28 protein-coding genes are annotated in these 16,919 nt (G+C 67.3%); 1 reads left to right on the forward strand and 27 read right to left on the reverse strand.

Going from position 1 to position 16,919, the window contains the following annotated elements:
* The 27 genes from A9A59_RS12935 to rpsL are packed head-to-tail and all read right to left on the reverse strand — an operon-like array spanning window position 1 to window position 15,500.
* Window positions 1-639 (reverse strand): adenylate kinase, encoded by a 639-nt coding sequence (locus A9A59_RS12935; RefSeq protein ID WP_098504663.1) that lies wholly within the window; start codon window positions 637-639, stop codon window positions 1-3.
* A 1-nt stretch (window position 640) separates the two neighbouring features.
* Window positions 641-1,972, reverse strand: a complete 1,332-nt coding sequence (secY, locus tag A9A59_RS12940) for a preprotein translocase subunit SecY (RefSeq protein ID WP_098504664.1) — start codon at window positions 1,970-1,972, stop codon at window positions 641-643.
* 1 nt (window position 1,973) lies between these two features.
* Window positions 1,974-2,456, reverse strand: coding sequence for a 50S ribosomal protein L15 (gene rplO / locus A9A59_RS12945; protein ID WP_098504665.1), 483 nt, complete (start codon window positions 2,454-2,456; stop codon window positions 1,974-1,976).
* Window positions 2,456-2,641: a 50S ribosomal protein L30 gene (rpmD, locus tag A9A59_RS12950; protein WP_098504666.1), complete on the reverse strand. Its 186-nt coding sequence runs from the start codon at window positions 2,639-2,641 to the stop codon at window positions 2,456-2,458. Before rpmD ends, rplO begins: the two co-directional genes overlap by 1 nt.
* Before the next feature lies 1 nt (window position 2,642).
* Window positions 2,643-3,158: a 30S ribosomal protein S5 gene (gene rpsE, locus A9A59_RS12955; protein WP_098504667.1), complete on the reverse strand. Its 516-nt coding sequence runs from the start codon at window positions 3,156-3,158 to the stop codon at window positions 2,643-2,645.
* A complete protein-coding gene (gene rplR, locus A9A59_RS12960) occupies window positions 3,159-3,524 on the reverse strand; it encodes a 50S ribosomal protein L18 (protein WP_098504668.1) in 366 nt (121 codons plus the stop codon). It lies immediately after the preceding gene.
* The gene (gene rplF, locus A9A59_RS12965; protein ID WP_098504669.1) at window positions 3,521-4,069 is read right to left on the reverse strand and encodes a 50S ribosomal protein L6; all 549 of its coding nucleotides are present in this window, start codon (window positions 4,067-4,069) and stop codon (window positions 3,521-3,523) included. The genes rplR and rplF overlap by 4 nt, the downstream gene beginning before the upstream one ends.
* A gap of 14 nt (window positions 4,070-4,083) precedes the next feature.
* Window positions 4,084-4,488 (reverse strand): 30S ribosomal protein S8, encoded by a 405-nt coding sequence (gene rpsH, locus A9A59_RS12970; protein WP_098504670.1) that lies wholly within the window; start codon window positions 4,486-4,488, stop codon window positions 4,084-4,086.
* 32 nt (window positions 4,489-4,520) lie between these two features.
* Window positions 4,521-4,826: a 30S ribosomal protein S14 gene (gene rpsN, locus A9A59_RS12975; protein WP_098504671.1), complete on the reverse strand. Its 306-nt coding sequence runs from the start codon at window positions 4,824-4,826 to the stop codon at window positions 4,521-4,523.
* A 10-nt stretch (window positions 4,827-4,836) separates the two neighbouring features.
* Window positions 4,837-5,382: a 50S ribosomal protein L5 gene (gene rplE, locus A9A59_RS12980; RefSeq protein ID WP_098504672.1), complete on the reverse strand. Its 546-nt coding sequence runs from the start codon at window positions 5,380-5,382 to the stop codon at window positions 4,837-4,839.
* Entirely contained in the window at window positions 5,382-5,699 is a 318-nt protein-coding gene (rplX, locus tag A9A59_RS12985) for a 50S ribosomal protein L24 (RefSeq protein ID WP_098504673.1), read from the reverse strand. Before rplX ends, rplE begins: the two co-directional genes overlap by 1 nt.
* On the reverse strand, window positions 5,699-6,070 hold the full coding sequence (gene rplN / locus A9A59_RS12990; protein ID WP_098504674.1) for a 50S ribosomal protein L14: 372 nt from the start codon (window positions 6,068-6,070) through the stop codon (window positions 5,699-5,701). Before rplN ends, rplX begins: the two co-directional genes overlap by 1 nt.
* On the reverse strand, window positions 6,067-6,396 hold the full coding sequence (rpsQ, locus tag A9A59_RS12995; RefSeq protein WP_098504675.1) for a 30S ribosomal protein S17: 330 nt from the start codon (window positions 6,394-6,396) through the stop codon (window positions 6,067-6,069). The genes rplN and rpsQ overlap by 4 nt, the downstream gene beginning before the upstream one ends.
* Window positions 6,389-6,616, reverse strand: coding sequence for a 50S ribosomal protein L29 (gene rpmC, locus A9A59_RS13000; RefSeq protein WP_098504676.1), 228 nt, complete (start codon window positions 6,614-6,616; stop codon window positions 6,389-6,391). The genes rpsQ and rpmC overlap by 8 nt, the downstream gene beginning before the upstream one ends.
* Window position 6,617: 1 nt before the next feature.
* Window positions 6,618-7,037, reverse strand: a complete 420-nt coding sequence (rplP, locus tag A9A59_RS13005; RefSeq protein WP_098504677.1) for a 50S ribosomal protein L16 — start codon at window positions 7,035-7,037, stop codon at window positions 6,618-6,620.
* Entirely contained in the window at window positions 7,037-7,807 is a 771-nt protein-coding gene (gene rpsC / locus A9A59_RS13010; RefSeq protein ID WP_098504678.1) for a 30S ribosomal protein S3, read from the reverse strand. Before rpsC ends, rplP begins: the two co-directional genes overlap by 1 nt.
* Before the next feature lie 3 nt (window positions 7,808-7,810).
* Entirely contained in the window at window positions 7,811-8,149 is a 339-nt protein-coding gene (gene rplV, locus A9A59_RS13015; protein ID WP_098504679.1) for a 50S ribosomal protein L22, read from the reverse strand.
* A 2-nt stretch (window positions 8,150-8,151) separates the two neighbouring features.
* Window positions 8,152-8,439: a 30S ribosomal protein S19 gene (gene rpsS, locus A9A59_RS13020; RefSeq protein ID WP_098504680.1), complete on the reverse strand. Its 288-nt coding sequence runs from the start codon at window positions 8,437-8,439 to the stop codon at window positions 8,152-8,154.
* A 14-nt stretch (window positions 8,440-8,453) separates the two neighbouring features.
* Complete coding sequence (gene rplB, locus A9A59_RS13025; protein WP_098504681.1) at window positions 8,454-9,281, reverse strand: 50S ribosomal protein L2; 828 nt, start codon at window positions 9,279-9,281, stop codon at window positions 8,454-8,456.
* A gap of 3 nt (window positions 9,282-9,284) precedes the next feature.
* On the reverse strand, window positions 9,285-9,581 hold the full coding sequence (rplW, locus tag A9A59_RS13030; protein ID WP_098504682.1) for a 50S ribosomal protein L23: 297 nt from the start codon (window positions 9,579-9,581) through the stop codon (window positions 9,285-9,287).
* Entirely contained in the window at window positions 9,581-10,246 is a 666-nt protein-coding gene (gene rplD, locus A9A59_RS13035) for a 50S ribosomal protein L4 (protein WP_098504683.1), read from the reverse strand. Before rplD ends, rplW begins: the two co-directional genes overlap by 1 nt.
* Window positions 10,243-10,878, reverse strand: a complete 636-nt coding sequence (gene rplC, locus A9A59_RS13040) for a 50S ribosomal protein L3 (protein WP_098504684.1) — start codon at window positions 10,876-10,878, stop codon at window positions 10,243-10,245. The genes rplD and rplC overlap by 4 nt, the downstream gene beginning before the upstream one ends.
* Window positions 10,879-10,883: 5 nt before the next feature.
* A complete protein-coding gene (rpsJ, locus tag A9A59_RS13045) occupies window positions 10,884-11,192 on the reverse strand; it encodes a 30S ribosomal protein S10 (RefSeq protein ID WP_098504685.1) in 309 nt (102 codons plus the stop codon).
* Between the two features lie 29 nt (window positions 11,193-11,221).
* Window positions 11,222-12,421 (reverse strand): elongation factor Tu, encoded by a 1,200-nt coding sequence (gene tuf / locus A9A59_RS13050; RefSeq protein ID WP_098504686.1) that lies wholly within the window; start codon window positions 12,419-12,421, stop codon window positions 11,222-11,224.
* Window positions 12,422-12,466: 45 nt separating this feature from the next.
* On the reverse strand, window positions 12,467-14,542 hold the full coding sequence (gene fusA / locus A9A59_RS13055) for an elongation factor G (RefSeq protein ID WP_098504687.1): 2,076 nt from the start codon (window positions 14,540-14,542) through the stop codon (window positions 12,467-12,469).
* A gap of 12 nt (window positions 14,543-14,554) precedes the next feature.
* Window positions 14,555-15,025, reverse strand: a complete 471-nt coding sequence (rpsG, locus tag A9A59_RS13060; protein ID WP_098504688.1) for a 30S ribosomal protein S7 — start codon at window positions 15,023-15,025, stop codon at window positions 14,555-14,557.
* 31 nt (window positions 15,026-15,056) lie between these two features.
* The gene (gene rpsL, locus A9A59_RS13065) at window positions 15,057-15,500 is read right to left on the reverse strand and encodes a 30S ribosomal protein S12 (RefSeq protein ID WP_098504689.1); all 444 of its coding nucleotides are present in this window, start codon (window positions 15,498-15,500) and stop codon (window positions 15,057-15,059) included.
* Between the two features lie 596 nt (window positions 15,501-16,096).
* On the opposite strand from rpsL, the gene A9A59_RS13810 reads away from it, so the two are divergent.
* A complete protein-coding gene (locus A9A59_RS13810) occupies window positions 16,097-16,909 on the forward strand; it encodes a LysM peptidoglycan-binding domain-containing protein (protein ID WP_133117628.1) in 813 nt (270 codons plus the stop codon).
* The last annotated feature ends 10 nt before the right edge of the window (window positions 16,910-16,919 follow it).

Here is a 16,919-nt window from a genome sequence, read left to right on the forward strand (position 1 = left end):
TTACCGGATCGCCTCCAGGAGTGCGGCGGTCACCTCATCGAGGGAGCGTTCGCCGTCGATTTCGCGGAGCACGCCGGCCCGGCGGTAGTAGTCGATGAGGTCGGCCGGGGGCTTCTGCTTTTCGAGGCGGGCGCGGACGACCTCGGGCCGGTCGTCGTCGCGCTGGTAGAGTTCTCCGCCGCAGGCGTCGCAGATGCCGGGTTTTTTCGGGGGGTCGTTCCGTTCGTGGTAGAGGCGGCCGCAGTTGCGGCAGATCCAGCGGCCGCCGAGGCGGGCGACGAGCTCCTCATCGGAGACCTTGATGAGGAGGGCGCGGTCGACTTTGGCCCCGCGTGCGGCGAGGGCTTCATCGAGCGCTCCGGCCTGGATGATGTTGCGGGGGAAGCCGTCGAACATGGCGCCGGCTTTCGCGTCGTCGCGGCTGATGCGCTCGATGAGCATCCTGATGGTGACCTCGTCGGGGACGAGTTCGCCGCGGGACATGTACTGGTTGGCGAGCTGGCCGAGTTCGGTGTTGTTGCGGACGTGCTCGCGGAACATGTCGCCGGTGGAGATGTGGACGAGGCCGGTGGCTGCAGCGATGCGCTGGGCCTGGGTGCCTTTGCCGGCGCCGGGTGGACCGAGAAGTACGATGTACACGTTAGCGAATGAACCCCTCGTAGTTGCGCATGAGGAGCTGCGCCTCGAGCTGTTTCATGGTGTCGAGGACGACAGCGACGACGATGAGGAAGCCCGTGGAGGAGATGGTGAGGGCGCGGACGTCGGTGAAGAGGCCGACGAAGAAGGGGATGACAGCGACGAAGCCGAGGAAGAAGGCGCCGGCCCAGGTGATGCGGGTGACGACGCGCATGAGGTAGGCCTCGGTGGGCGGGCCGGGGCGGATGCCGGGGATGAAGGCGCCCTGGCGCTGGAGGTTCTTGGCGATTTGCTGCTGCTGGTACTGCACCATGGTGTAGAAGAAGGTGAAGATGACGACCAGCACAAAGAGGATGAGCCAGTACCAGCCAGTGCCGGAGCCGCCGCGGCCGCCCTGGAACTGGTCGACGAAGAAGTTCGCGACGGAGCCGACCCACCCGCCGGAGTTGACGAAGTAGGAGGCGATGGTGGCCGGGAGAATCATGATGGAGAAGGCGAAGATGAGCGGGATCATGCCGGCCATGTTGACGCGCAGGGGGATGTGGCTCTGGCCCTGCTGGCGATACATGCGGCCGCCGCGGAAGGCGGAGCGGGCGTACTGGACCGGCACGCGGCGCTGGGCCTCCTGGAAGAAGACGACGAGGTAGATGAGGGCGAGGGCGCCGGCGGCAAAGGCGAGGACGGTGAGGATGGAGGTGGTGGTGATGCGGGGGATGAGGGACGGCAGGGTTGCGACGATGCCGCCGAAGATGATGAGGGAGACGCCGTTGCCGATGCCGTGTTCGGTGATCAGCTCGCCGAGCCAGACGAGGAACATGGTGCCGGCGGCGAGGGTGAAGAGCGTGGCGAAGGTGCCGAGAACGTCGTTCTGGAACCCGAAGTCGCGGACGACATCGGCGCCCTGGGCGTTGATGAAGAGGATCTGGCCGTAACCCTGGACCATGGCGAGCGGGACGGCGACCCAGTGGGTGATGACCTGGATGCGGCGGCGCCCCTGTTCGCCTTCCTCCGCGAGGGCTCTGAGGGAGGGCACGAGCGGCTGGAGGATCTGCATGATGATGGAGGCGGTGATGTAGGGGTAGACGCCGAGGGCCGCGACGCTCAGGTTTTGGAGGGCGCCGCCGGAGAAGATGCTGAGGAAGTCGAGGAGGGCGTTGCCTTCGAAGGCCTGCTCGAGGGCGTCGCGGTCGATGTTGGGGAGCGGGACGTGCGCGACGAAGCGGAAGACGACGAGCATGGCGAGCGTGAAGAGCAGCTTCCGGCGGACGTCTTCCTGGCGGAAGGCGTCGACCATGGCCTGGAGGAGCCGGGGGCGCTGCGCTGCCTGGACGCTCATGTCAGCTTCCCTTCTCGGCGGATTCCGGTGCTGCGGCGATCACGGTGGCGGTGCCGCCGGCCGCTTCGATGCGGGCCTTCGCAGTGGCGCTGAAGGCGTGAGCGGCGACGTTGAGCTTCCGGGTGAGCTCGCCGCGGCCGAGGATCTTCACCGGTTCGCGGAGGTGTTTGAGGATGCCGGCGGCCTTGAGGGTCTCGGGGGTGACGGTGGCGCCGTCGTCGAAGCGCTCAAGGGCTTCGAGATTGACGGGCTGGAAGGGCACGCGCCACTTGTTGTTGAAGCCGCGCAGGACATGGAACTTGCGCGAGAAGGGGAACTGGCCGCCTTCGAACGCGTCGTAGGCGAGCTTTTTGCCGGAGCGGGAGCGCTGGCCTTTGAGGCCGCGGCCGGCGTAGGTGCCGTGGCCGCTGGAGTTGCCGCGGCCGACCCGTTTTTTGGCGTGGGTGGCGCCGCGCGGGGGGCGGAGATTGTGGGCACCGAACATCAGGCGCCTCCTTCTTTAACGTCGACGAGGTGGCTGACCTTGGCGATCATGCCGCGAATGGCGGGGGTGTCTTCGACCTCGACCGACTGCTGGAGGCGGCGGAGGCCGAGCTTGCGGATGGTGTCTTTCTGTTCCTTGTTGTAGCCGATGGCGCTCTTGCGCCAAGTGACGGTGAGGCGAGGCATCTCACTGTTCTCCACGGGCGATGGCGAGGCGGCGTTCGCGGGCGCCATCGGTGTCCTGCAGGGTGGCGAGGCCGCGGATGGTGGCCTGCGCGACGTTGATCGGGTTGCGGGAGCCGAAGGTCTTGGCCAGGACGTCGGTGACGCCGGCGGCTTCCATAATGGAGCGGACGGCGCCGCCGGCGATGACGCCGGTACCGTGGCTGGCGGGCTTCAGCATGACCTTGGCGGCCTTGAAGCGGACCCAGACGGGGTGGCTGATGGTGCCGCCCTTCATGGGGATGCGGACCATGTTGCGGCGGGCCTGGGCGGAGCCTTTGCGGATGGCTTCGGGGACCTCATTCGCCTTGCCGAGGCCGACGCCGACGGAGCCGCGGCCATCGCCGACGACGACGAGGGCGGAGAAGCTGAACCGGCGGCCGCCCTTGACGACCTTGGCGACGCGGTTGATGTAGATGACCTTCTCGGAGAGCTCCTCCGGGCCGGGCTGTTCGTATCGTTCCGGGCGATTGTCGGACATTTAGAACCCCAATCCCGCTTCGCGCGCGGCTTCGGCAAGCGCGCGGACGCGTCCGTGATAGAGGAAGCCGCCGCGGTCGAACACGACGGTCTGGATGCCCTTCGCGCGGGCGCGCTCGGCGACGGCGGCGCCGACGAGCGCGGCGCGCTCGGTCTTGGTCTTGCCCTTGGCCTGCTCAGCGATGGCAGGCTCGAGGTCGCTGGCGGCAGCGAGGGTGTGCCCGGTGGTGTCGTCGATGACCTGGGCGTAGATGTGCTGGGCGCTGCGGAAGACGTTGAGGCGCGGCCGCTGGGGGGTGCCAAAGACTTTCTTGCGGACGCGCAGGTGGCGGCGCTTGCGTGCGAGGACGCTGGTGGTGGTGCTCATTTCTTGCCAACCTTCCCGGACTTGCCGGCCTTGCGCCGGACGCGTTCGCCGAGGTAGCGGATGCCCTTGCCCTTGTAGGGCTCGGGCGGGCGGATTTTGCGGATGTTGGCTGCGACCTGGCCGACCTGCTCTTTATCGATGCCTTCGACGGTGATGCGGGGGCCATCGACGCTGAACTTGATGCCCTCAGGCGGGTTGACGATGACCGGGTGGGAGAAGCCGAGGGCGAGCTGGAGGGCCGAGCCCTGGAGCTGGGCGCGGTAGCCGACGCCCTGCACCTCGAGGACCTTGGTGAACCCGGTGGTCACGCCGGTGATCATGTTGGCGAGGAGCGTGCGGGAGAGGCCATGGAGGGCGCGCGAATCGCCTTCGTCGTCGGGCCGGTGGACGGTGATGACGCCGTCTTCCCGGCGGAAGGAGATGGCGGGCGGGAACTGGCGGGAGAGTTCGCCTTTCGGCCCTTTGACGACGACGCGGTTGTGTTCGTCGATGGTGACCGTGACGTTGGGCGGGATGGGAACGGGTTGTCGGCCGATACGTGACATCGGTACTGGCCCCCTTACCAGACGTAGCAGAGAAGCTCGCCGCCGACTTCCTGGCGGCGGGCTTCCTGCCCGGACATCACGCCCTTGGGCGTGGAGAGGATGGCGATGCCGAGGCCGCCGTAGACGCGCGGGATTTCGCGACGCTGGACGTAGACGCGGAGTCCCGGCCTGGAGACGCGCTGCAGACCGTTGAGGACGGGCTGTTTGCGGCCGCTGTAGCTGAGCTCGACGCGGAGGTTGGGCTGGGGTTTGCCCGGCTCCTCGATGACCTGGTAGTCGCGGATGAAGCCCTCTTCTTTGAGGACCTTCGCGATCGCGATTTTCATCTTGGAGGCCGGGATGTTCACGACGTCGTGCCGCGCGGCGTTGGCGTTGCGGATGCGCGTGAGCATGTCAGCAATGGGGTCACTAACGGTCATGTGCGATCTCCCCCTGGCGTTTGCTTGCGCACTTACCAGCTGGACTTGGTGACTCCGGGGAGGAGGCCCCGGTGGGCGTATTCGCGCATGGTGATGCGCGAGAGGCCGAACTTACGGATGTAGGCCCGCGGGCGGCCGGTGACGAGGCAGCGGTTATGGAGCCGGGTGGGGCTGCTGTTGAGGGGCAGCTTGCGCAGTTCGGCGTAGATTTCGGCGACGCGCTTCGGGTCGCCCCAGGCCTTCTTCAGTTCGGCTTTGAGGGCGATGCGCTTGCCGGCGTACTTCTCGTAGAGTTCGCGGCGGCGGAGGTCGCGGTTGACGATGCCTTTTGATGCCATCGCGGTGCTCCTAGTTCTTGCGGAAGGGCATGCCGAGGAGTTCGAGGAGGCGGCGCCCTTCTTCGTCGGTTTTGGCGGTGGTAACGATGGTGACCTGGAGGCCGCGGACCTTATCGACGCGGTCGTAATCGACCTCCGGGAAGATGAGCTGTTCGCGCAGGCCGAGGCTGTAGTTGCCGCGGCCGTCGAAGGCGTTGGGGTTAAGACCCTGGAAGTCGCGGATGCGCGGCAGGGCGGCGGCGATGAGGCGGTCGAGGAACTCGTACATGCGGTCGCCGCGGAGGGTGGCGGCGACGCCGATGGGGTTGCCTGCGCGGAGGCGGAAGTTGGCGATGGAGCGCTTGGCGCGGGTGATGATCGGCTTCTGGCCGGTGATGGCCATGATCTGCTCGGCAGTCCGGTCAAGCGCGTTGGCGTCCTGCAGCGCTTCGCCGAGGCCGACGTTGACGGCGACCTTGGTGATGCGGGGGATCTGCATGACGTTGCGGTACCCGAACTGCTGCTGCAGTGCGGGGGCAACTTCCTTTTGGTACTTCTCTTTCAGGCGGGGCGGCATTATTCGATGTCCTCTCCGCTGCGTTTGCCGACCCGGACGAGGGTGCCGTCTTCGCGCCGCCGGAAGGTGACGCGGGTGGGCTGGTCGGTGTTCGGGTCGATGAGCATGACGTTGCTGATATGGATGGGCGCCTCGCGCTCGATGATCTGGGAGGCCTGGCCGGGCTGGCGGGCACGCATGTGCTTTTTGATGATGTTGACGCCTTCGACGATCACCCGGTTGTGCTTGGTGATGACCTGGCGCACGGTGCCGCGTTTGCCGCGGTCCTTGCCGGCGATGACGACGACCTTATCGCCTTTTTTGATCTTGGCCGGCATTAGAGCACCTCCGGCGCGAGGGAGACGATTTTCATGAAGTTGCGGTCGCGCAGCTCGCGGGCGACGGGCCCGAAGATGCGGGTGCCGCGCGGGTTTTCGCCGTCGTTGGCGAGGAGGACGGCGGCGTTGTCGTCGAAGCGGATGTAGGAGCCATCGGGGCGGCCGTACTCCTTGGCGACGCGGACGACGACGGCCTTGACGACATCTCCCTTTTTGATGTTGCCGTGGGGCTGGGCCGACTTGACGGAGGCGACGATGACATCGCCGGGGCGGGCGTAGCGCCGCTTGCTTCCGCCGAGGACGCGGATGCAGAGCAGGGAGCGGGCCCCGGAGTTATCGGCGACTTTGAGGCGGGTTTCCTGCTGGATCACGCGCTCACCTCCGACTTGGGTGCGACCTGGGTGGTCACCTCGATATCGCGGCCGATGGCTTCGGGCGCGACTTCGGCGACGTCGCCGCGGCTGACGATTTCGATGACGCGCCAGCGCTTTTCTTTCGAGAGCGGGCGGCATTCCTGGATGCGGACGATATCGCCGAGGCGGCACTCGTTGTTTTCGTCGTGGGCTTTGTAGCGGCCGGTGACGGTGACGACCTTGTGGTAGAGACGGTGGGTCTTCTTCCGTTCGACGGCGACGACGACGGTTTTTTGCATTTTGTTGGAAACGACGGTGCCCTGGAGGACGCGCTGGCTACCCATGGGCCTTCTCCTGTTCGGCGAGCGCCGCGAGCTGGCGTTCGCGCTTGATGGTGCGGAGCCGGGCGATGGTGCGGCGTGCTTCGCGCAGGGCCCGGTAGTTTTCCAGCTGCCGGGAGGCGTGCTGGAAGCGGAGGGTGAAGAGTGCCCGGTAGGCCTCGTTGATTTCGTGGTCGAGCCGGGCATCGTCGAGCTGACGGTAGTCCTGGGCTTTCTTGGCCATCTCAGATCACCGCCTCTTCGCGTCGGACGATTTTGGTCGGCACGGGGAGCTTGTGGGCTGCGAGGCGGAGGGCCTCCTTGGCCACGGGCTCGGGCACCCCGGCGACTTCGAACATGATGCGGTTGGGCTTGACGACGGCGACCCAGCGGTCGGGTGCGCCCTTGCCGGAGCCCATGCGGGTTTCGGCGGGTTTCGCCGTCACTGGCTTATCGGGGAAGATGCGGATCCAGACCTTGCCGCCGCGCTTCATTTCGTGGGTGATGGCGCGGCGGGCGGATTCGATGTGGCGGGCATCGATCCAGGCAGCGCCCTGGGCCTGGAGGCCCCATTCGCCGAAGGCGACGTAGTTGCCGGCCTGGGCGGAGCCATCCATGCGGCCGCGGTGCTGCTTGCGGTGCTTGACGCGTCGTGGCTGCAGCATCAGTTCGCCCCCTCGGTGGATTCGCGGACGGCGGCCTGCTGCTCCATGGAGATGGCGGTGTGGGCCGGTCCGTCGGGTTCGGCAGCGCGGGGCGCAACGAGCGCTGGCTCGGGGGCGGGCTCTTCGGCGGGGCGCTCGGCGCGCTGGGGGAGGACATCGCCCTTGTAGATCCAGACCTTGACGCCGATAGTGCCGAAGGTGGTGAGGGCTTCGGCGAGGCCGTAGTCGATATCGGCGCGGAGGGTATGGCGGGGGACGCGACCCTGGGTTTCGGTTTCGCGCCGGGACATTTCGGCGCCGCCGAGCCGGCCGGAGATGGTGATGCGGCAGCCGCGGGCGCCTCGTTGCATGGTGCGCTGGACGGCCTGCTTGATGGCGCGCCGGAAGGCGACGCGCCGTTCGAGCTGGTCGGCGACGGAGCGGGCGACGAGATAGGCATCGAGCTCGGGGACGCGGATCTCCTGGATGTTCACGCGGACGCGTCCGCCGGTGTAGCGCTCGAGCGTGTTGCGGAGCTCCTCGACCTTTGCGCCGCCGCGGCCGATGACGATGCCGGGCTTGGCGGTATGGATGGTGATGGTGGTGAGGTTCGCGTTCCGGTCGATTTCGATGCGGCTGATGGCGGCATCGCGCAGCTCACGCAGGACGAAGTTGCGGAGGTCGATGTCCTGGTGGAGCTTCTGGGTGTAGTCGCGGTCGGCGAACCACTTTGATTCCCAGTCGTAGAGGATGCCGAGGCGGAAGCCGTGGGGGTGGACTTTCTGGCCCATGGGCTAGGCCTCCCTCTGGTCGAGGATGATGGTGATGTGGCTGGAGCGCTTGAGGATGGGGCTGACGCGGCCCCGGGAGCGCGGCCGGAAGCGCTTGAGGGTACGGCCCTCATCGGCGTAGGCGCGCTTGATGTAGAGCTCGTCCACATCGAGGTTGTAGTTGTTCTCTGCGTTGGCGGCGGCGGAGAGCACCGTCTTCGAGATGGTTCGGGCGTGGGGAGAGGGCACGTAGCGGAGGAGCGCCAGGGCCTGGTCGACGGAGAGGCCGGGCAGGCGTTCGAGGATGAGGCGCACCTTGCGGGGGGATGCGGGCATGCCGCGGGTAACGGCTCGGACTTCCATGGCTACCGCCTCACCTTGCTCTGCTTATCGCTCTTGGCGACGTGGCCGCGGAAGGTGCGGGTCGGCGCGAATTCGCCGAGCCGGTGGCCGACCATGTTCTCGGTGATGAAGACGGGCACGTGACGCCGGCCGTCGTGGACGGCGATGGTGAGCCCGATCATCTCCGGGAGGATGGTGGACGCCCGGGACCAGGTCTTGATGACCGTCCGGTTCTGGGCGTTCCGCATGGCCATCACCTTCTTTTCGAGCTTGGGATGGACAAACGGGCCTTTTTTGGTCGAACGGGACATGTCGTGCTCCTCTCCTACGACCTGCGCCGCACGATGTACTTATCGGTGCGCTTGTTGTTGCGGGTGCGGTAGCCGAGGGCCGGCTTGCCCCACGGGGTTTTGGGCCCGGGCATGCCGACGGGCGCGCGGCCTTCGCCGCCGCCGTGCGGGTGGTCGCGCGGGTTCATGACGGCGCCGCGGACTTCGGGCCGGCGGCCGCGGTGACGGCTGCGGCCGGCTTTACCGAGCTTGATGAGGGAGTGCTCGAGGTTGCCGACCTGGCCGACGGTGGCCATGCATTCGATGCGGACGCGCCGCATTTCGCCGCTGGGCAGGCGGACCAGGGCGTACTCGCCTTCCTTGGCCATGAGCTGGGCAGCAGCGCCGGCGCTGCGGACAAGCTGGCCGCCTTTGCCGGGGGTGAGTTCGATGTTGTGAATCTGGGTGCCGGTCGGCATGTTGGCGAGGGGCAGGGCGTTGCCCACGCGGACCTCGGCCTCGGGGCCGCTGACGAGCGTGGCGCCGACGGTGAGGCCGTTGGGCGCGAGGATGTACCGCTTTTCGCCGTCGGCGTACTGGAGGAGGGCGATGCGGGCGGTGCGGTTCGGGTCGTACTCGATGGCGACGACCCGGGCCGGGATGCCGTGCTTGTCGCGCTTCCAGTCGATGATGCGGTAGAGCCGGCGGTGGCCGCCGCCGCGGTGGCGGACGGTGATGCGGCCCTGGTTGTTGCGGCCGGCCGACTTCTTCCGGAGGGAGACGACGAGCGATTTCTCCGGGCGGTCTTTGGTGATATCGGCGAAGGTGTCGCCGGTAGCGTTGCGGCGGCCGGGGGACGTGGGCTTGTACTGCTTAATGGGCATGGCCTAGACCCCCTCGAAGAGTTCGATTTTGTCGCCCGGGACGAGCGTGACGATCGCCTTTTTCCAGTTCGGCCGATGGACGACGCGGCGACCGAAGCGGCGCGGCTTGCCCTTCATGTTGATGGTGTTGACGTCGGCAACACGGACGTTGAAGGCGAGCTGGACGGCCTCTTTGATCTGGGCCTTGTTGGCCCGCGGGTCGACTTCGAAGACGTACTTATCCTGGCCGGCCAGGATGGTGGACTTTTCGGTGATGATCGGCCGGATGAGGACGGCGTAGGGGTGGAGTTCGCTCGGCATCAGACTGCCTCCCGGGTGCGGCCGCGCTGCGGTTTGATGTTGACGCCGCCCCAGAGCGTTTCGCACTTGCGCACGGCGTCTTCGCTCATGACCACGTGGTGGGCGTTGAGGAGGTCGACGACGTTGAGGTACTGCGCGGGCAGCGCCTTGACGTTTTCGATGTTGCGGGCGGCGCGGGTGAGTTCGGGGTTGTGCTCGCCGCTGACGACGATGGCCCGGCGGTCGACCTTAAGGGCATCGAGGATTGCCTGGACGGTGCGGGTCTTGCCATCGGGGGCGGCGAGGCCATCGACGACGAGCAGGCTGCCGTTCTGCGCGTGGTTGCTGAGGGCGGAGCGCAGGGCGAGCCGCTTCATGGTGCGGGGGAGCTGCTTTGCGAAGCTGTGCGGCTTGGGGCCGTGGGCCGATCCGCCGCCCACGTGGTGCGGGGCGCGGATGGAGCCCTGGCGGGAGCGGCCGAGGCCCTTCTGGCGCCGGATCTTGATGGTGGAGCCGGCGACTTCGCCGCGGCGCTTGGTGTTGGCGAGGCCGGCGCGGCGGTTGGCCATCTGGGCGACGTAGGCCTGGTGGAGGACAGCGCCGTTGGGTTCGATGCCGAACACCTCATCGGCGGCGTCGATCTCGCGGATGCGGTTGCCTGCGGTATCGAAGACCGGAAGCTTCATTTCGATACCTTCCTTGCCTTGCGGATGCGGACGAGGCCGCCCTTCGGGCCGGGCACTGAGCCTGCGACGAAGATGACCCCGGCCTCGTCGTTCCGGGTGACGACTTCGAGGTTCCGGACGGTGACGCGTTCGGCGCCCATGTGGCCGGCCATGCGGGTGCCTTTGAGGACGCGGCCCGGCGTGGTGCCGGAGCCGATGGAGCCGGGTGCGCGGTGCCGGTCGCTCTGGCCGTGGGTGCGGGGGCCGCCGCGGAAGCCGTGGCGCTTGACGCCGCCCTGGTAGCCGCGGCCCTTGGAGGTGGCGGTGACATCGACGCGGCTGCCGACTTCGAAGAGCTCGACACCGAGGCGGTCGCCGAGGCTGTAGGTGGCGGTGCCGTCGGTGCGGAACTCGGCGAGGTGGCGGAGCTTGAGCCCGCCGGCGGCGCGGAGGTGGCCGGTTTCGGGCTTATTGAGGCGGCGGTCTTCCTGGTAGCCGACCTGGATGGCGCTGTAGCCGTCCTTCTCGGGGGTGCGGATGAGCGTGACATAGCAGGGGCCCACCTCCACGGCGGTGACGCCGCGCAGCCTGCCCTGTGCGTCGAAGACCTGGGTGGTCCCCAGTTTGCGGCCGAGCATTCCTTCGATGGTCATGGCGGTTACAGCTTTATCTCGATGTCGACTCCGCTGGGGAGCTGGAGCCGCATGAGGGTGTCAACGGTTTTGGAGGTGGGCTCGATGATGTCGATCAGCCGCTTGTGGGTGCGGATTTCGAACTGTTCGCGGCCATCCTTGTGGATGTGGGGGCCGCGAATGACGGTGAACTTCTCGATGGAGGTTGGGAGCGGGACCGGCCCGGCGACGGCCGCGCCAGTCCGCTCTGCCGCCTCCACGATCTGCCGCGCCGACTGGTCGAGCAGGCGGTGGTCGAAGGCTTTGAGCTTGATGCGGATTTGTTGTCGTGCCATGGTGCCGGTCCCCTCGGGTGTCCTGTGCCTCAGGCGAGGATCTTGGTGACGACGCCGGCGCCGACGGTGCGGCCGCCCTCGCGGATAGCGAAGCGGAGGCCGTCTTCGATGGCGACGGGCTGGATGAGTTCGACGGTCATGGTGATGTTGTCGCCGGGCATGACCATCTCGACGCCCTCGGGCAGGTGGATGGTGCCGGTGACGTCGGTGGTGCGGACGTAGAACTGCGGCCGGTAGCCGTTGAAGAACGGGGTGTGGCGCCCGCCTTCTTCCTTGGAAAGGACGTACACCTGGGCCTCGAACTTCGTGTGCGGCTTGATGCTCCCCGGCTTGCAGAGCACCTGCCCGCGCTCCACTTCATCCCGCTCGATGCCGCGCAGGAGGCAGCCGACGTTATCGCCCGCCTGGCCTTCGTCCAGCATCTTCTTGAACATCTCGACGCCCGTCACGGTCGTCTTCTTCGTCTCCCGCAGGCCGACGATCTCCACTTCGTCGCCGACCTTCACCACCCCGCGCTCGATCCGGCCGGTCACCACCGTGCCGCGCCCCTTGATGCCGAAGACGTCCTCGATCGGCATCAAAAACGGCTTGTCGAGCGGCCGCACCGGCGTCGGGATGTAGTTGTCGACCGCATCCATCAGCTCCCAGATGCACTTGTACTCGGGCGCGTTCGGGTCGGTCGAGGTCGACTCCAGCGCCTTCAGCGCCGAGCCGCGGATGATCGGCACTTCATCGCCCGGGAAGCCCTGCGAGGTCAGCAGCTCCCGCAGCTCCAGCTCGACCAGTTCGAGGAGCTCCGGGTCCTCCATCATGTCCACCTTGTTCAGGAAGACGACCAGCGCCGGCACTTCCACCTGCCGCGCCAACAGCACGTGCTCCCGCGTCTGCGGCATCGGCCCCTCGGGCGCCGCGACCACCAGGATCGCCCCGTCCATCTGGGCCGCGCCCGTGATCATGTTCTTGATGTAGTCCGCATGGCCCGGGCAGTCGACGTGCGCGTAGTGGCGCTTGTCCGTCTCGTACTCCACGTGCGCAATGGCAATCGTAATCCCGCGCGCACGCTCCTCCGGCGCATTGTCAATCGAATCGAACGGCCGGTACTCCGCCTCCCCCTTCAGGGAGAGCACCTTCGTGATCGCCGCCGTCAACGACGTCTTCCCGTGGTCAACGTGCCCGATCGTCCCGACGTTGACGTGCGGTTTCGTCCTCTCAAATTTCGCCTTCGCCATGGTATCTATCCTTTCCTGCTTGCCCGGGTGGGCGGTGGTTGATGGTTAGCCGACAGCCTGCTTGACGAGCGTGGCCGCGATGTTCTTGGGGACTTCTTCGTAGTGGTCGAACTCCATGCTGTAGCTGGCGCGCCCCTGGGTGATGGAGCGGAGTTCGGTAGAGTAGCCAAAGGTCTCGGCGAGCGGGACCATGGCGTGGACGATCTGGGTCTTGCCCATCGATTCGGTGCCGAGGATCATGCCGCGGCGGCTGTTGATATCGCCGACGACGGCGCCGAAGTACTCCTCGGGGCAGCGGACCTCGACCTTCATAATCGGTTCGAGGAGGACGGGGCCGGCCTTCTTGATGGCCTCCTTGACGCCGATGGAGCCGGCGTTCTTGAAGGCCATTTCCGAGGAGTCGACGGGGTGGTAGGAGCCGTCGACGAGGGCGACCTTGATATCGAGGACCGGGTAGCCGGCCACGACGCCGCCCTGGAGCGCTTCCTTGACGCCCTGCTGGACGGCGGGGATGTACTCCTTCGGCACGGCGCCGCCGACGATCCGGTTTTCGAAGACGAAGCCCTGGCCGCGCTCGAGGGGTTCGACCTCGAGGACGACGACGCCGTACTGGCCGCGGCCGCCGGACTGGCGGACGAAGCGCCCTTCGGCCTTCGCCGGGCGGGTGATTGCCTCGCGGTAGGAGACCTGGGGCCGGCCGACGTTCGCTTCGACTTTGTGCTCCCGCTTCATGCGGTCGACGATGACTTCGAGGTGGAGCTCGCCCATGCCGGAGATGATGGTCTGGCCGGCCTCCTCATCGAAGGTCCAGTGGAAGGTGGGGTCTTCCTCGGCCATTTTTGAGAGGGCAGTCGCGAGCTTGTCCTGGTCTTCCTTGCTCTTGGGTTCGAGGGCGACGCGGATGACGGGCTCGGGGAACTGGATGCTCTCGAGGATGATGGGGGCGTCGGGGGCGCAGAGGGTGTCGCCGGTGAAGGTCTGCTTCAGGCCGACGGCCGCGCAGATGCCGCCCGCACCCATTTCGGTAATCTCTTCGCGCTGGTTGGCGTGCATCTGGAGAAGGCGACCGATGCGCTCGCGCTCCTGCTTGGTGGAGTTGAGCACCGTCTCGCCGGCTTTGAGGACGCCGGAGTAGACGCGGATGTAGGCGAGGCGGCCGACGTAGGGGTCGGAGACGATTTTGAAGGCGATGGCGGCGAGGGGCTCGTCGTCGGAGGCGTGGCGGACGACTTCGCCGCCGTTCTTGGGGTCGACGCCCTTGACCGGCGGGATATCGAGCGGGCTGGGGAGGTAGTCGACGACGGCGTCGAGCATGAGCTGGACGCCCTTGTTCTTGAGTGCGGAGCCGCAGAGGACGGGCTGGGCGAGGCTGTGGAGGGTGGCGCGGCGAATCGCAGTCTTCAGCTCGTGGACGCCGATCTCGTGGCCTTCGAGGTAGGCGATGGCGATCTGGTCGTCGACGTTGCCGATGCCTTCGATGAGCTGCTCGCGGGCTTTTTCGGCGACCTCGCGGAGGTGCGCCGGGATTTCGCGACGCTCGGGCTTGTCGCCTTTCTCGCCGCCGAACCACCACCAGCACATTTCGACGAGGTCGATGCAGCCGTCGAAGTCGGCTTCTGCGCCGACGGGGATCTGGACCGGGACGGGGTTGGCGCCGAGGCGGTCCTTCATCATTTCGACGGTGCGCCAGAAATCGGCGCCGACGCGGTCCATTTTGTTGACGAAGGCGATGCGGGGGACGCCGTAGCGGTCGGCCTGGCGCCAGACGGTTTCGGACTGGGGTTCGACACCGGCGACGGCATCGAAGACGACGACGCCGCCGTCGAGGACGCGGAGCGAGCGCTCCACCTCGGCGGTGAAGTCGACGTGGCCGGGGGTATCGATGAGGTTGATCTGGTGGTCGCGCCACTCGCAGGTGGTCGCGGCGGCGGTGATGGTGATGCCGCGTTCGCGCTCCTGCTCCATCCAGTCCATGGTGGCGGCGCCTTCATGGACTTCGCCGAGCTTGTAGGTTTTGCCCGTGTAGAAGAGGATGCGCTCGGACACGGTGGTTTTGCCCGCGTCGATGTGGGCGATGATGCCGATATTCCGGATGCGATCGAGGTCGGCGTTGCGGGGCATGGGACTCCTGGCTTACCAGCGGTAGTGGACGAAGGCGCGGTTGGCCTCCGCCATCCGGTGAGTATCGTCGCGGCGTTTGATCGCAGCGCCCGTGCCGTTTGCGGCGTCGAGGAGCTCGGCGGCGAGCTTTTCGCTCATGGAGCGGCCGTTGCGGTTGCGGGCGGCGTTGAGGATCCAGCGCATGGCGAGGGCGATGCGGCGGTCGGGCCGGATTTCGACGGGCACCTGGTAGGTGGCGCCGCCGACGCGGCGGGGCTTGACTTCGAGGACGGGCGTGGCCTGGCGGATCGCCTGCTGGAAGACATCGAGCGGGTCGCGGCCGGTCTGGTTCTGGATCCGCTCGAGCGCACCGTAGACGACCTTCTCGGCGACGCTCTTTTTGCCACGCCGCATGAGCTTATTGATGAACATCTGCAGGTGGACGTTGCCGTAGCGGGGGTCGGGCGGGATCGGGCGTTTCTCGGGCTTGGTGCGTCGGGCCATGGCGTGGACTCCGGGATACTTCCTTGGCTGGTTAGCGCTTGCGGCCGGCGGCGGGCTGGGCGTTCTTGCGGGTGCCGTACTTGGAGCGGCCCTGCTTGCGGTTGTTGACCCCGGCGGCATCGAGGGCGCCGCGGACGATGTGGTAGCGGACGCCCGGGAGGTCTTTGACGCGGCCGCCGCGGACGAGGACGACGGAGTGTTCCTGGAGATTGTGCCCTTCGCCAGGGATGTAGGCCGTGACTTCGATGCCGTTGACGAGGCGCACGCGGGCGACCTTGCGGAGGGCGGAGTTCGGCTTTTTCGGCGTTTGGGTGCGGACCTGGGTGCAGACCCCGCGCTTCTGCGGGTTGCCGCGCCGGGCCGATTTGGTCAGCTTGCCGGTGTTGGAGTTGAAGCTGAAGAGCAGGGCAGGCGCGCCCGACTTCTTCGTCTTCTTGATTCGTCCTTTGCGAACGAGCTGGTTGATGGTCGGCATTCCTGCTTCCCCTGCAATTCAGCGTCTGGCGGCGCCCGCGAGGGCGCCAGGGATGGGGCCGGGAGGGCCACCTGGAGTTTTGGGCACGAAAACAGGCCGGAAAGCCTGTTCGTGAACAGCGCCCCGCGCTGGTTCCCCATGCGCAGAGCCGTCTTCAAGCACGCAGCTTTACGACCTGTGCAAACTCAATAGGTTCGCCAGTCAATAAGCGCCAAGGGAGAAGGGTAGCATAGCACGAGGTGCTGTCAACCCGCGGCGCGCGTGCGGGCGATGCGGGGAGGGGCGGGGAGCCCGGCCGGTCTCGCCTTTATTGATGGTATGACAGGGGCACCCAACTGGCTACCGAATCGTCCGCGATCGGTCTCTCGGGCTCGGGCGGAGAAGGTCGTTTGTAGAGGTAGGCGGCCTCCTGACCAAAGGACGCCTGGCGACATTGTCCTCCCCGTCGCACGGGGGCGCTCCGCAAGGGGCGCCCCCACCCCCAAGATGACCGGCCCGGGCGGAACGGCCGGCAGGAGGCAGGGCGGTTCCTGTATTGCGGAATGCTGGTAGGATGGGCCGCGGTGGTGGGATAGCCCCGGGGGACAGGAGAGGGCGTGACGCAGGAAGAGTATTCGCAGGTATGCCCGTATCTTGGGCTGGCGGATGACGCCGATTCGCACGCGACCTACGCGACCGAGGCGCACCGCTGTTACCGGCTCGAGACCCCGACGCGGATTGCGCTGCCCCACCAGGAGAGCTACTGCCTTGGGGCGAACCATGTGACCTGCCCGGTGTACCTGGGTGAGGGGATCCCGGGGAGGCAGGCCCCGGCTGCGGCGCCGCCACCCCCGGCAGCCACGGTGCCGGGTCCAGCCGGGCGGCAGGGAGCGAGCCGGCGACCGTTCGGACAGCCGGCGGCGGGTTCACCCCGTGCGCCGCGGCGGCCCGCGCCGGGCGCGCTGGGACCGCGTCCGCGGCCGGGCGGCATCAGTATGCCGGTGGCGACGATCGGGCTCTTTGCGCTGGCGATTGTGGTGGTGGTGATTGCGTTCGTGATCCAGCAGGTGGTCGGCGACGGCGGCGGGGGGACGATCTCCCCGGCGGATGCCGTGGCCACCCGGGATGCGCTCAACCGGACGCAGACGGCGCAGGCTGCGAGCGGGACGCCGACCCCGCCGACTCAGCAGCCCGGGACGCAGCCCCCGGGTACGCCGCGCACTGGCACCCCGGGAGCAACGCGCACGCCGGGCGCGGGCACGGCGACGCCGGACGCCGGCGGGCGGACGCACACGGTGGCGGAGGGGGATACCTGCTTCTCGATCGCCCAGGCGAACGGCGTGGCGCTCGAAGACCTGCTGCGGGTGAACAACCTCACCGAGGACGACTGCACCCGGCTGGCGGTGGGGCAGCAGTTGAAGCTCCCGTAAAAAAGCCCCC

The organism is Tepidiforma thermophila (assembly GCF_002563855.1).
Taxonomy (GTDB): Bacteria; Chloroflexota; Dehalococcoidia; order Tepidiformales; family Tepidiformaceae; genus Tepidiforma; species Tepidiforma thermophila.

What these genes read in the sequence shown, in the direction of transcription:
- secY (WP_098504664.1), bottom strand. Translation starts at nt 1,972, where the DNA reads ATGAGCGTCCAGGCAGCGCAGCGCCCCCGGCTCCTCCAGGCCATGGTC.
- rplO (WP_098504665.1), bottom strand. Translation starts at nt 2,456, where the DNA reads ATGTTCGGTGCCCACAATCTCCGCCCCCCGCGCGGCGCCACCCACGCC.
- rpmD (WP_098504666.1), bottom strand. Translation starts at nt 2,641, where the DNA reads ATGCCTCGCCTCACCGTCACTTGGCGCAAGAGCGCCATCGGCTACAAC.
- rpsE (WP_098504667.1), bottom strand. Translation starts at nt 3,158, where the DNA reads ATGTCCGACAATCGCCCGGAACGATACGAACAGCCCGGCCCGGAGGAG.
- rplR (WP_098504668.1), bottom strand. Translation starts at nt 3,524, where the DNA reads ATGAGCACCACCACCAGCGTCCTCGCACGCAAGCGCCGCCACCTGCGC.
- rplF (WP_098504669.1), bottom strand. Translation starts at nt 4,069, where the DNA reads ATGTCACGTATCGGCCGACAACCCGTTCCCATCCCGCCCAACGTCACG.
- rpsH (WP_098504670.1), bottom strand. Translation starts at nt 4,488, where the DNA reads ATGACCGTTAGTGACCCCATTGCTGACATGCTCACGCGCATCCGCAAC.
- rpsN (WP_098504671.1), bottom strand. Translation starts at nt 4,826, where the DNA reads ATGGCATCAAAAGGCATCGTCAACCGCGACCTCCGCCGCCGCGAACTC.
- rplE (WP_098504672.1), bottom strand. Translation starts at nt 5,382, where the DNA reads ATGCCGCCCCGCCTGAAAGAGAAGTACCAAAAGGAAGTTGCCCCCGCA.
- rplX (WP_098504673.1), bottom strand. Translation starts at nt 5,699, where the DNA reads ATGCCGGCCAAGATCAAAAAAGGCGATAAGGTCGTCGTCATCGCCGGC.
- rpsQ (WP_098504675.1), bottom strand. Translation starts at nt 6,396, where the DNA reads ATGGGTAGCCAGCGCGTCCTCCAGGGCACCGTCGTTTCCAACAAAATG.
- rpmC (WP_098504676.1), bottom strand. Translation starts at nt 6,616, where the DNA reads ATGGCCAAGAAAGCCCAGGACTACCGTCAGCTCGACGATGCCCGGCTC.
- rplP (WP_098504677.1), bottom strand. Translation starts at nt 7,037, where the DNA reads ATGCTGCAGCCACGACGCGTCAAGCACCGCAAGCAGCACCGCGGCCGC.
- rpsC (WP_098504678.1), bottom strand. Translation starts at nt 7,807, where the DNA reads ATGGGCCAGAAAGTCCACCCCCACGGCTTCCGCCTCGGCATCCTCTAC.
- rplV (WP_098504679.1), bottom strand. Translation starts at nt 8,149, where the DNA reads ATGGAAGTCCGAGCCGTTACCCGCGGCATGCCCGCATCCCCCCGCAAG.
- rpsS (WP_098504680.1), bottom strand. Translation starts at nt 8,439, where the DNA reads ATGTCCCGTTCGACCAAAAAAGGCCCGTTTGTCCATCCCAAGCTCGAA.
- rplB (WP_098504681.1), bottom strand. Translation starts at nt 9,281, where the DNA reads ATGCCCATTAAGCAGTACAAGCCCACGTCCCCCGGCCGCCGCAACGCT.
- rplW (WP_098504682.1), bottom strand. Translation starts at nt 9,581, where the DNA reads ATGCCGAGCGAACTCCACCCCTACGCCGTCCTCATCCGGCCGATCATC.
- rplD (WP_098504683.1), bottom strand. Translation starts at nt 10,246, where the DNA reads ATGAAGCTTCCGGTCTTCGATACCGCAGGCAACCGCATCCGCGAGATC.
- rplC (WP_098504684.1), bottom strand. Translation starts at nt 10,878, where the DNA reads ATGACCATCGAAGGAATGCTCGGCCGCAAACTGGGGACCACCCAGGTC.
- rpsJ (WP_098504685.1), bottom strand. Translation starts at nt 11,192, where the DNA reads ATGGCACGACAACAAATCCGCATCAAGCTCAAAGCCTTCGACCACCGC.
- tuf (WP_098504686.1), bottom strand. Translation starts at nt 12,421, where the DNA reads ATGGCGAAGGCGAAATTTGAGAGGACGAAACCGCACGTCAACGTCGGG.
- fusA (WP_098504687.1), bottom strand. Translation starts at nt 14,542, where the DNA reads ATGCCCCGCAACGCCGACCTCGATCGCATCCGGAATATCGGCATCATC.
- rpsG (WP_098504688.1), bottom strand. Translation starts at nt 15,025, where the DNA reads ATGGCCCGACGCACCAAGCCCGAGAAACGCCCGATCCCGCCCGACCCC.
- rpsL (WP_098504689.1), bottom strand. Translation starts at nt 15,500, where the DNA reads ATGCCGACCATCAACCAGCTCGTTCGCAAAGGACGAATCAAGAAGACG.